This window comes from Paenibacillus sp. BGI2013, assembly GCF_002843485.1.
Lineage (GTDB): Bacteria > Bacillota > Bacilli > Paenibacillales > Paenibacillaceae > Paenibacillus > Paenibacillus amylolyticus.
In genome coordinates, this window is record NZ_PJFA01000008.1 from 124,825 (window position 1) to 138,046 (window position 13,222).

9 protein-coding genes are annotated in these 13,222 nt (G+C 38.3%); 8 read left to right on the forward strand and 1 reads right to left on the reverse strand.

The features are described 5' to 3' along the window. Positions 1-2 precede the first annotated feature (2 nt). The 6 genes from CXK86_RS19950 to CXK86_RS19975 all read left to right on the forward strand — a co-directional run bounded on the left by CXK86_RS19950 (position 3) and on the right by CXK86_RS19975 (position 6,479). Positions 3-1,883 (forward strand): Flp pilus assembly complex ATPase component TadA, encoded by a 1,881-nt coding sequence (locus tag CXK86_RS19950; protein WP_100526653.1) that lies wholly within the window; start codon positions 3-5, stop codon positions 1,881-1,883. A gap of 5 nt (positions 1,884-1,888) precedes the next feature. Further along, positions 1,889-3,979: a hypothetical protein gene (locus CXK86_RS19955; RefSeq protein ID WP_100526652.1), complete on the forward strand. Its 2,091-nt coding sequence runs from the start codon at positions 1,889-1,891 to the stop codon at positions 3,977-3,979. 20 nt (positions 3,980-3,999) lie between these two features. Next, positions 4,000-4,482: an ABC transporter permease gene (locus CXK86_RS19960; protein WP_091036734.1), complete on the forward strand. Its 483-nt coding sequence runs from the start codon at positions 4,000-4,002 to the stop codon at positions 4,480-4,482. A 66-nt stretch (positions 4,483-4,548) separates the two neighbouring features. Further along, positions 4,549-4,935, forward strand: a complete 387-nt coding sequence (locus CXK86_RS19965; protein ID WP_091036730.1) for a hypothetical protein — start codon at positions 4,549-4,551, stop codon at positions 4,933-4,935. Positions 4,936-4,951: 16 nt separating this feature from the next. Further along, entirely contained in the window at positions 4,952-5,503 is a 552-nt protein-coding gene (locus CXK86_RS19970) for a hypothetical protein (protein WP_091036728.1), read from the forward strand. Then, complete coding sequence (locus CXK86_RS19975) at positions 5,487-6,479, forward strand: hypothetical protein (RefSeq protein ID WP_091036726.1); 993 nt, start codon at positions 5,487-5,489, stop codon at positions 6,477-6,479. The genes CXK86_RS19970 and CXK86_RS19975 overlap by 17 nt, the downstream gene beginning before the upstream one ends. Before the next feature lie 360 nt (positions 6,480-6,839). On the opposite strand, the gene CXK86_RS19980 is transcribed toward CXK86_RS19975, so the two are convergent. Further along, positions 6,840-7,415, reverse strand: a complete 576-nt coding sequence (locus tag CXK86_RS19980; protein WP_101314358.1) for a hypothetical protein — start codon at positions 7,413-7,415, stop codon at positions 6,840-6,842. A gap of 1,032 nt (positions 7,416-8,447) precedes the next feature. Between CXK86_RS19980 and CXK86_RS19985 the strand changes: the two genes are divergently transcribed. Together CXK86_RS19985 and CXK86_RS19990 are read left to right on the forward strand one after the other, a co-directional pair. Next, a complete protein-coding gene (locus CXK86_RS19985; RefSeq protein ID WP_101314359.1) occupies positions 8,448-9,728 on the forward strand; it encodes an S-layer homology domain-containing protein in 1,281 nt (426 codons plus the stop codon). A 396-nt stretch (positions 9,729-10,124) separates the two neighbouring features. Further along, on the forward strand, positions 10,125-13,139 hold the full coding sequence (locus CXK86_RS19990; RefSeq protein ID WP_257467939.1) for a DUF5704 domain-containing protein: 3,015 nt from the start codon (positions 10,125-10,127) through the stop codon (positions 13,137-13,139). Positions 13,140-13,222 lie beyond the last annotated feature (83 nt).

Below are 13,222 nucleotides of genomic sequence, written 5' to 3' on the forward strand. Positions count from 1 at the left end.
GTATGAGTATTAGTCATCTTGTGAATCTTGGATTAATTCTAGTAATGCTATTTCTTGTTGGTGTTTACGTCTATTTTAAAATGACTGAAAAACGTCAACCCAAACGCGACCCTCGTGAGATAGATCAGAAGTACACTTTAGCTGGAATTACCGAATATGTAAAAACAGCCATTAATGATCTGACAACAAGTAACATGGAGCATTTGGGGTTAACTGAAGAAGAATTTGATCGACGGATGAATCAGCGTTTGATGTTGCAAAAATCATTAAAGGGATGCACAGATGGAGATATTCGTGATAAAAACTATGTCAAAAATACGATTTTTGATCTTCTCTTGAAAACATATGACTTAAATGATGAAAATATCAATCGTATTATTCCGTTTGATAATAAGAAAACTCTCTCCCTACAAGATAAGTTTGAAATTATGTTGTTTCAAAACAAACAAAAACATGGGGTAAATGCTTTAGGTCAGATCATTGATAGATACAAGTTAGATGAGCTGAAGAATCCTGAAGAAGAAGTAGAAGACGAATATTACGTTATTACACCTCAAGAAATTGAAGAGGTTTATCGTAAGGAATCCAAGGGACTTTCTTTTGAGGATAAGCTCATGATTATTGTCCAAAGAATCTATCAGCAATATAAAGGTTTCTCAGTAATTGATGAAATAAGAGACATGAAGATTGATGGCGTGTCGGGTGGGGTTTCTGGTGTACCCATTGATCAGATTGAACCTTTCGATGATATGGCTTTCTTTGCGGATCGTGTTAATAAGAAACCCACACCCTATAGTCATGACAGTGTTTGGATTTTGTATAAAGGTAAACCGATCCATATGTCGTTTTTGAGTTTCGGATCTGAAGCTGAACTTAAACGTGTCTGCCAAAATATCTATCGTTACAATAATCCAGGACAACTCTCAGAATCGAATGGTTACAAAGTAAATGAAATGAAAGACGGTTCACGGATCGTTGTTGTCCGTCCTGGTTTCTCTGAGTCTTGGGCATTTTTCAATCGTAAGTTTGATACACAAAAAGCATCACTCGAGCAACTCATCAGCCAAGAAGAAAAAAATCGGATGTTAGTTATTCTTCTCATCAGGTATCTAGTTAGGGGAGGGCGTGTAACAGCTGTAACCGGGTCACAAGGTTCTGGTAAAACAACGTTACTTATGGCTATGGTTCTTGAAATGTATAAAACTCATGCAATTCGTGTCCACGAGATGGCATTTGAGCTTCATTTGAGGAAGATTTTCGGCAATCGAAATATCCTCACTTTTAGAGAAACCGACTCTATTACAGGACAACAAGGTTTGGATATTCAAAAGAAAACAGACGGAACAGCATTTATTTTGGGAGAAGTAGCAACAGATGCTGCGGTACCTTATATGATTCAAATGGCGCAGCAAGCAGATATGTTTTTTACACACCATGCGAGAACATTTAAAAAGCTCGTTCATTACCTCCGAAATTCATTGCTCAAAATGAATGTTTTCAGTGATGAGAAAATAGCTGAAGAACAAGTTGTGAATGTCCTAAATTTCGATATTCATTTAGTTCGTAAGCGTAACGGACATCGATTTATTGAGAGAATCACAGAATGTACACCACTTCATGATGATGAAGATATTCCATTCGATATCCGGACTATGAGTGATTCGGAAGAGAGAAAAATTACATTCATGGAAACATTCATTAAGTATATGAAGAGATCTACAAATCGGAAAGTATTCGATGAACGAAATATTATTGAATATCGTGATGGTGGTTATGTTGCAGTTCATCCAATCTCTGATCACAATGTCAAAGAAATGCTTGAAAATCTTACGGAAGTTGATCAAGCAGGCTTTAAACAATTTATGCAGGAAAACTGGGGGTAAGAAGGATGGATTTGAAGGCTATTGCAGTCAGTATTCTTTTAACCTCAGTGGTCCTAAGCATCGTACTCTATATCGTAATGAAGATCATTTCAAGAAGATCCGAGCGCGATGGTTCCCAGGAACATTATAAGAGCTATGAGATGCTCACCGGGAATAAGAAATCAAATCGTAAACAGATGATTCATCGATTTATGCAAGATTCGTACATCGCGTACAATAAAGTACCATTCTTGCGAAATTATATCCAAAAGATTCGAAAGAGATTGCAAGCCATCCATTCGTATGATGAATTCACGATGCGAAGAGAAACCATGAGAATTGTTTTTTACACACTTGGAACAATTGCTGCTGTCGTTCTAGTTTTGTTATTAATGAATCATGATTTCACATTCATCTTCATGCTGTTCCTTGCAGCTATCGTAGTGAATGGCATGTTAATCGATACCTTCGTACATAAAGTGGATGATCGATTGTTAATTCAATTACGAGATCAACTCTTCAAAGATGTACGACATCACTATCATCAGCATGGCAGTGTAGAAGAGGCTCTTCGTCAAGCATCAGAATCTTCATCGTATGAAGCTGCACTACACGCTAAAAAAATTCATGAGGTCTTAGTCTCTGTAAATCCAGAAGAGAGCCTAACCGTATACTATGAGCAAGCTCCAAACCGTTTCTTGAAGGCATTTGCAGGCATGTCCTTTCTAATAAAAGAATTCGGTGATAAAACAATCAAGGATGGATCTCTATATCTCAGTAATCTCAATAAGTTAGCCAGTGAGGTTAACCTTGAAATTCTAAAGAGAACTCGATTGAATTACTTGTTCAAAGGTCTTACCGTCATTGCAGTTACACCTATTATCTTCACAAAACCAATAGAACTTTGGGCAAGTCAGCAATTTCCTGCGATGGAGGCTTTCTATTCTAGCAAGTTAGGATTCATAACGAAAATAGTTGTATTTGCATCTGTTTTGTTATCATATATCCTCTTAAAAAAAATGCAGGATCAACAAGAAGGGACCTATGTAGCGAAAACAAAAAAACGTTCTTGGGAAAAACTTCTTTTGAAATCAAAAATTGTTTCATGGATAGTAGACCGTCTTGAACCAGCCAAAAGAACAGCACAGCATTTCAAAATAAGTAAGTTAATTAAGGATGCTAATGCGGGTTATCCCATGGAGTGGCATTACCTTCATCGTTTTGTTCTGACGATCATTCTTTCTATTGGCCTGGTGTTCTCATTCGTATTAATGCATCACATCGCAATCAAAGATGTGCTGGAGTCACCCACGCAAAACAATTCTATGTTTGGTCGAATGTCCGAAGAGGAGTTGCGTGAGGCAAAATCCATCACTGATTTTGATAGTACTATCATTAAACATATGAAGGAGGTGAAAGACAATAATCTGCAGGATCGTGTAGTTCAGATGATTAAGCAAGACCCCGAAGTTGCAACAAACGATACTCTACTCAATGCTTCAACAGAAAGGATCCTAGCAAAAATGGATCGGATTAATTCCGAATACATGAAGTGGTGGGAAATCCTTATATGCTTATTAATGGGTTGGGTGGGTTATCAATTACCCTATTGGGTACTTCTCTTCCAGAAGAGAATGAGAGCAATGGATATGCAAAATGAAGTGGACCAATTTCATACCATCATTGCGATGCTCAGTGAAATCGATCGAGTATCGGTTGAGGTCATTCTTGAATGGATGGAAAGATTCGCTTCAATTTTCAAGGCTCCACTACATAAGTGCCTTATGAACTATGAGAGTGGTGCTGAACTTGCTCTTGAGCAACTGATGATCGATGCGCCATTTGCTCCACTCGTGAGAACCATTGAAAAACTTCAGTTAGCTGTAGAAAAAATTCCAGTCAAACAAGCTTTTGATGATCTTGAAACTGAACGTAATTACTATTTCGAACAAAGAAAACAGGATTACGAGGAAATGATCAATGCAAAAGCAGGCTGGGGTCGCATGATCGGTTTCACTCCAATGTACATGATCATCTTTTTGTATCTCGTGTTTCCATTTGTCTTTATGGCTTTTACACAGATGTCTACGTATTACGAACTTATGCAAAAATTATAATTTAAAGGGGATTATTAAAAATGGGTAATGCACAAAGCGCTTTAAAAATGGCTGCGGGACTTTTCCTGGCAATCGCACTGATCACTACAGCTGTAATTTTGTTTATTTCTGCTCAAGACGCCACCAAAACTGCACAAACAAGTTTCGCAGATATCCAAACAGAGCTTTCTCAAACAGCATACACTGTCTATGATGGGACCACGGTTTCTGGTAGCCAAGCAATCAATGCACTTAGAAAGTTCCAAGACAAAGGTGAATTCGGTATCCAAGTAATCACTGGTAAAAATCCAACTGGCTCTTGGTACTTCAAAACAGTGAACACAACTGTGCCAGTAGGTGGTCAGGGTTACGGTTCGATTGGTACAGGTACGCCAGCAGGAACTCTTGCTAAAGCTATGGATGAAGCAAACAATGATTACGTTAATCCATCCGGAAAATTCAAAGCTCAACTGATCAAAGACAACAGTAACGTTATTCGCGGTATCATTTTTACACAAAACTAATTAAATCACTGACTGGGGATAGACTTACTCAAGTCGTCCCCTTTCAAGTAATTAAGGGTGATTATTATGGGATTAGGTGAGAATACAAGATCTGCTTTGTATATGAGCGTTGCAGCACTTATGTTCATTACTGCTCTAACAATATTTCTGTTTTTCTTTAAAACTGTTTCCGATACGAATGATATGACTTACAAAATGACGTCCCAGTCTGACAAAAGTATTACTTCAACTTTGAAAATACCTACCTCTTATAAGGTTTCTGGTGCCGAAGTTAGACAATCCATATTTAAAATTAAAGACATCGGCGTTGATATCATAGTAGATGGTGTTACTTACTACAAAACATTGGATCCAACGGAGGTTAATGTTTCAGGAATTAATGTAAATAAAAACTATACTCCTACATACGTTCGAGATACAAAGGGCGACCTGATATTATTAAGATTTAATTAGAGAAAGGATGTAGAGGATGGGTAATCCCTTTTTAAAAGTCTTTATGGTTGTAGTGGCCCTCGTACTTATCTTTTTATGGCCGATTTCATCTGGGTTAAATAAGCAGGACGACATCTCTGAAATTGTGGTCTTGAATTCTGTGACTCAGTTTGTAGATTCTGTTAGAGATAAAGGTTACATTACTCCAACGATGTATAATGAATTTGTTGATCAAATGGCACTAACCACAAATACATACGACATCCAAATGGAACATCGCCATAAGCGTTACGACCCAATATATAATGATGCAGGGGTTTATTTGGGTGGATTTAATGTCAATTACGAATCCTTTTATAATGCTCAGATTAATGACAAGCTTTTTCCAAGGAACTCGACCGAGAATACTGAAAGTCCGACTCGTGTTTATAAGTTAGCGACGGGAGATTTTTTCTCCGTAGTGGTTAAGAACACGAACCGTACATCAGGAACCCTCATTAACGATGTCCTTACTGGGACCATCAATACTCCGAATGAAAAGATTGTCATCCCTTATGGAGGAATGGTCCTCAATGAAGATTACAACTAATCTCACGCTAGTGTTCGTTCTCATTTTACTTCCTTATTTCATTATTAATAATATCAATGTAACGCATAATCGGCAGAATGTAATTCTTGAGACGCGTTATAACCATGCCATGGATACTGCAACCCAGGACGCAGCCAAAGCCCTTATTATCAATGGTTCACAAGGCGCTGAATCTCAGTATGAGTTTCAAAAACGACTTAGAATCAATAAAGAAGAGGCAGTGCAAACGTTCTTCAATTCACTCTACTTGAACTTTGATGTTTTTGATAATTCGGCCGGTCAAGGTGTAATCAATAGCTACGTACCTGTTATCCTTATTGTTGGTTATGACGGTTACTACGTTTACTATATGGACGAATTTACGAATGCTACTGGGGAAAAAGAACTTAAGCATGTTTGGAGCCCTAAGAAACCCTATGCTCACTCTGATCAGAACGGAAACACGTTTGGTTTTACGCTTGATGATTTTGTCACGGTAAATCGTAATACAGACCAACAATGGTTCGAAGGATTCCGCGGAGAGATTGCAGGTACTGCATCTATACCACTATTAAATGACGCAAGTACGTTTGATCAAGTTAGAAGGGCATCTATTGTCAATCCGATTCAGAAAGATTTGGAACACTATATTAATATGTACAATAACTTTGCGAAACGCAACGGTGTAGCCTATACCTTTACTTTGCCCCTCATCAGTCAAGAAGAATGGAACAATACCATTAATGATGTCGGAGTACTCTCTTTTGTTCAAGGCATGCCAATGGGCGAAAAATACTATAATAACTACGCTTTGGGTGGAAGCCGTGTTGTGAAAAAGCCTATTTATAATGGGATTATAGCTAATGGCCGTAAGTATTATTATTCCAGGAATTCATGTACTTCCTCATTCACTACGGAAGAGGTTTTCTCTTCAGAAAAGGATGCTGCAAGTAATGGGTATATTCCACTTGACTGTACTGTTGGTAATAGAAATTAGTTTTATAAGAAGCATACAAAATGCGAATTAACGCATTTTTGTATGCCTTTTTAACTTGTACATCCATCTGCTGATTATTTCTGTATTGATTATGTTTAAACAAATCTTTAGTTGCAAGTACAAAGCAAAGTATGGATGAAATGTTATCTTTTAACTAAAGAATAGAAAAGAGTCCTTTTTATGTGTCGCAGTATGGGAAACATCATGGTTAAGCACATTTAAAATGTCATTACAACGAGGTAACGTCTTCTAAAATTCCTCAGGGAACCGAAAGGCCTAAAGTTATCCGTGTGACAGTTCTAAGAGGTGGTTTGAGAAGAAATGGAAGGCAAATATTCTTTCTCGATATCTATTCCAGGATCACTTCTGACCATATTCTTTTTCAATTTCTTCAATAACAATTAGATGTTTTTTGTGAACTGATGTACTACCATGGGAGATAAGAATGTTCCCGAAAATAAGTAGAAATACCATTGTCCCTATATAAAAAAGCGATTTGTAAAGATCCATTCCTTCAGTCAATGATTTTAAAATGTGACTGATACTATTCAACCAAGTGCTCTGATCTTGCTGAAGCGCTGAATTACTATTGGTTACACTTAAAGTTGCTATTAAAATAGTTGTGGCAACGCCAGCTGATGCTATAGTTAGCGAAAGTATGAGTTTGATGAAAAAGTCAACAGATTGAGAAATTATTTCAGGTTTGTGCCAAGATTTAACTCTCATTTTTGTGAGTTTGAATGTTCCTTTGGGAAGGTTTTTGTAAGCGTAGTATAGGCTTTCTACAGTATTATATTTTTCTTTTTCCTTTCCTAATGATTTATCAAAAGGTTCTCTTAAGAACATGATAAAATGTCTGTATAAAAGAAGATCCAGCCCTATCATTCCTAAGAAAATTAGAGTATTGAAGACTAATAAAAGTTGATTCGTATTCATAAAATGCACCCACCTATGAATTAGTTATATATTTAGTATCGGTTGATCAGACAGAATTCTTATTTTATGCTTAAACTCGTCCTTAGATCTTCGTTTAATTAACATTAGTAAAGAGGAATGAAAGAGATAATTATGAAGAAAACGGAGTGAATCATACTAATTAAAATCCTTTTCATTCTACGATTCAAGGCAAGAATTAACAAATTGTTTGCTTTTATTCTTCCATTTATTAGCCAAGCTACAATGTCTTCTCCTTCTCTGTATTTTCTCAAGCTTTACGACTATAAGACATCGTAAGCAACTAAGTATATAATTATCTTAATATGGCTTTACACGTTTATTACTAAACTCAGTGACACTTCATTCTTGGAAAAAAAGATGTGTAAATGAGGGGAGAAATCGTGCTTAGAAATATACCCAACGAACAACGATAGAATCTCTCGAAATGTGGTTAATAAGATTAATTGATTCTCAGAAGCGAGTATGGAGATAAGGAGATAACTATATTTATTATCAGAAAAATGGTGACTACATAATTAAGAAGACTGTTCGCGAATAAGTGAGAATTCGTAGAGATATGGAACCTGTCAGGTTTCCTCGAGATATCAATGCACTAGATTTGGATGATGCAAAGGAGATATTGTTTCACCCGGGTTATTATAATTTTAGTGAGGCATTAATTGAGGTTAGAGTACTTTGAAAAATATTACAAAGTGAACTAGTTGACAATACCCTTCTTTTTCCTTATATTAAGTATAATTAAACTGAATACGATCTTTTATTTTTTAAGGTCGCCAAAAGCGAAGCACGCTTAATGCCATAAGGCATTTTGTGTGCTTTTTTTGTTTTATTAGAAAGGGGTGATTAATGTTGTAAATATTCGAAAATATATTAGAAATATCAATTTCTTCCGATATAAAATTATATTGTACAAAATTCGTGTTCCTTCTATAAATCCTGATATGATTTAAGGAACAGGAGCTGAGTCAGAAAGCTCAGTAAAAATTTAATTTGATGATGGAGGAAAAATTAATGAAGAAAATTATTATTACCGGGGTTACTGCTTTAGCTTTGTTAACAGGGGGCGCTGTAAGTGTTGGTGGAATTGGGAATCCGGTACAAGCCTCACAAGCCACACTGAAATTCAAGGATGTTCCCTCCACACATTGGGCCGCTGCAGCTATCAACTCAGCAGTCGAATTGGGGTATTTTAAAGGTTACACCGACGGCACATTCAAGCCAAGCTCACCAGTAACTAAGGCTGAAATGGCTAGCATCCTTGGTAGACTTGATCAACCTAATTCATCTAGTCCAGGAAGTAATAATTTCACGGATATCCCGGAGTGGGCACAAAGTGGGGTAACCTCTGCAATCCAGAAAGGGTTCATCAACCCTACAAATTACAAAGGAAAACTGGATGCAAAAACATCACTTAAACGCGGTGAAATGGCCGTTTGGTTGACACAAGGATTAGCTACTGTGGATTCCGACTACAAAAAAGCGCTAACTGACGTGAAAAATACGGTCGTTCCTGCAAAAGAATATTTCTCGGGTGATCTGGCGGCTTCGGAAAAGAATGCCGTAGCTGTTGCTATGGGTACAGGACTAATGAGCGTCTACAACGATAAAATGTTCGGATCAGATCGAACAACAACTCGTGCTGAGGTTGCTGTATTGATTGCTCGTTATGCATCAGTCGCTAAGACTAAAGCTTCTGATTACAAGGCTTTGAATGAGCTACGCCAAGTTGGCCTAACCGGAACAAACTTGAGCCTGATTACTGACTATTTCAAGAAAACACCTGAAAATCAGGTTCATTTAACAGGTAATCGTAAATATGACAATGTGACTGATGATTTTTCCAAGGTTCGAAACAAGGAAATTGTCACAGATACAAATTACGCCGATCTCAAAGTGTCCAATTGGATCATTGTAGATACTAGCGTTGCTGATAAAGACCGAAGCATTTACTATCCTGTTTTTGTCGATGAAGGCGTAAAGCTTCAGAGTGGCAAGTATTTTTCCTTTGTTGAGTTTGATTTGAAAATTAAATCGGCATCGATGAATCAGTTGCAAGCTGGAAGTCTTCTGAATTCTGCAACATTTAATCCATTGAGATCTCCTAATTCAAATGCCTTTTTATCTTATGGTGCGCCAAAAGCAGGAGATTACACTAAAAATAGAGGTGTATTTACAGTCAATAATCCTGTTTATTGGGCACAAGGTTTGCTGCACTTCTATAGTTCTGCTGCAACTGCAGTAACACTAGAATCTAAAGATGGATCGGTATTTAGTGTCATCGATACAAAATAATAGAGGGGGATTTCCGAGTTGAGGCTTAAATCGCTCGTCAGTAAAGTCCTAATACCCATTCTAACCGTCAGTGCTATTTTGACACCTTACTCTTTTGTACAAGCCGGCGGTGGACCTGGTGCAACAAAACCTGACTTAAAGCCTAAATATATGGTTCCTGTCACTCCTGCAAAATCACAGAAAAAGGTAATCCCTGTCGAAGGAGTAAAAAAGACAAATATTGGTATATACATTTATCAGCTCGATAACATGGACTGGAGAGTTGACGGCCAATGTAACGGTATAGAACTCACAAACGATTCTTCTACAAATCTTCCTAAATCTTCAACGGTATGCATTGATCTAGATTTGAACAAAGATGTTTACATACCAGATGTTTATTTGGATACAAACAGAATGGATTATAGCAAATCCGAATTAGTGGATGCTGAATTAGAACCGTATTATATGGATGATAACAAGTACTACGATTCAACTGCGGGGATGCCGAAACTTGTATCTGTCGAATCATTCAATGGTAGAAGAACGGAATTCACGATGAAAATAGGTGGTGTAATTCTCCCGACGGACGCAAGGGAATATAATCCTCCTAAATGGTCGGCTGACTATATTTTCAATACAGACTTGTACTGGAAAGGGGTTGCAGAGATCACCAAAGAAATCAACCTGACAAGTGGTGGTCAACTCCAGCTCAATGATCGAAAACAGTTAAATGCAACTGTGAAGACCAAAACCGGAGATGGAAGCTTTGGTGCTGGGACTAATGTGAACAGCGGTAATGGTACAACAACGTGGACCTCTTCCAACCCTTCGGTTGCGACTGTAGGGTCTTCTGGACTCGTGACAGCTGTAGCTAAAGGAACAACAACTATAACAGTATTGTGGGAGAAGGATGACTTTCAGTTAACAACCACAACAAATGTCGGAGTAGAAGAAGAACCCGGTGGTGGAGGAGATGATGACACTGGGGGCGGAGGAGGATCCTGCACCCCAAACATCGGACCACCTTCCCAGGGAACTACGATGAACATGAGTGATCTGGATCCAAATGCGAATGGAGTAATTAAAGCAGACAATAGGGACGCTGAGAAATTCGATGTGCTAAAAGGGATCCCGACATCTGAATCACTTTACACTAATGCATTCGCAGACAACTATCTGTTCAAACAAGCTTGGGCAAAAATGAGTGGTAAAACAACGTATGATTGTAACGTAACGATATCCTATGTAAGAGAATGGACTATACCTGGTCCAGAAGTTTGTCCACCTAGAGGAGCTTGTTCACCAGGACCTCCGGTGAAAACAGGGGATACAGTACCTAAACCTTACAACTTCCAGATTACAAGAGACTATTCTTACTGGAAGATCAACAATCTTGAAGTATACAAAATTGCTAAAGCAACCATGGAGAATTACGCTCTTCCAGGTAAAAAGGTAACCATGACACCTGCTGGCTACACACCACCGACGCTTGAATCTAAAAATGATGAAGCAGTGGAAAGTCATGTACGACCAGCACCAACAGCTGCAATTTCGTATACACCACCAAAATTAACAGGGGGATTGAATTCTCCACCAGATGTACCTGATGACACTGGACGTTTGAAAGGTATGGCTGAAACAAACACGCCACAAAGTAAAGTAAACAATGACCTAGTGAATTTTAACAATACTAAGGTTATGGACGATGCTGAAGCTACTAAAGATGGTCCTACTCCATCAAACATCCCTAATCCAACAACCATTGGGCGAGATGTTCTGTATAAGCCAAATAACATGATTAGTAATACATTGCTTAATGATCTAAATACCACTAGTTCCGGGGATATCTACTACGACTTGTTGCCTGGCAACATTAATGGTGGTGCAAACAAAGTGTTACCGATCAATGGAATCAACACTGTTACAGTACATACTCCAACAGTTATCTATTCCAATGCATCAGACGACAAAGAGCACAATCAGCGGACAAAACCCGATGCTTCACGTCGTGCCTTTATTCTAGATCGTCCATTCACTGTAAGTCTTCCTACAAGTGGGCAGCACCGAAACATACTTGGTTATGGCAACAGGGATTACGCAAAGTACATCAAACTCAAGCAGGTTCTCTTTGAATTCGATGTGTATACAGCTGACAAATCTACATTCTATCCTGCGAACACATGGATTGATGTCCCTGTAAGTCAGATCGAGAAAGCATTCTATTTACCCTTATGGGTAGAAGAAGGAAATTATACTGTGTCCTATAGATCCTTTGCTGAAAATTCACCAACCACCGGATTTACATGGGAGGACAAGGCTAACCTTAACCTTGTAAATCATGTTGCTGTAAATACAGTTCCTGTACAGGTTATTGGACGTGTGTATGATTTCAGAGTAACTGATATTGCCGACCCGAATTGGGAAACCGTATTCCGGACAGCAAAAGGCAGCAGTACTTCAAAAGGGACATCCTATTGGGTCGGCATTAAAGGGATTGATGGGGGATCAAACGGTTCATTTTCTCCATATCAATTGCCTATTCGGAGAGGAAGTCATCCTTTAGCGAACTTTAAAAGTGTTGCGGTGAAGACCGGTTACCATTTCAAGTTTGATCTGAAGACGAAGGGGAATATGTATGGGGATAAGGATGCTATCCGAATCACACCAACATTCTACTTCCAGGATAATAATGCGAGTACAACCGCTAAACGAGTACCCGTTGATCTGTATTATCATTCAGACAAACAGAAATTTGTTAAGATCGGATCGAGTGCAGATGTAGAGCGTAGGAACATTACACTTAACACTAGACTTCGAAATGTCCCTTATGCAGATATCGTGAATTCTGCTGGATCCATTTATGATCTGAATACAGGCTGGTCAGTGACGCGAAATCAGTATTTGAATTCATATCTAAAACGTGCTAAAGAAGCCACGTATGTTGGAGGATATGATGTTCAAGTTCTACCCTCGCCACTCAGAACCTACATTAATACGTTTGATCGCCCAAGCAATGCAAACGCCTCACCAGCGCGAGTAAACGCATCGGTTCAACAATGGTACGGTGAATATAGTTTGCCTGCCGCTGTATATGTTGTACCAGCTGGAACCGATTTAGCAACGTATGGTAAGAAGAATCGATTGGATGAAAAGTCACCGATCTTCTTAAAAAACGGTTATATCACGGTCAATTTCAACATTGAGACCATTCGAAATGCAGATTTGAATAATCCATATCTCCAATATATTCATGGTCCATTAAACAACCAATGGTGGGACATGGAGGGTTATGACGGTACAGATGGTTCGCGTGACCACAAGATCACTGATCCGTATGGAGTTCAATTCCTTCTAGCGGATGGAGATGTAATGTACTACGACGCGAGTAAGAGCTCATATGATGACTATACTCCTAACGGTACACATTAGAAGATCTGTCTGCATTGTGAAACAGTTTTGTATCATTTATAATGAAGTTAATCAAATACACAATTAAACGGAAGCACCGTCAT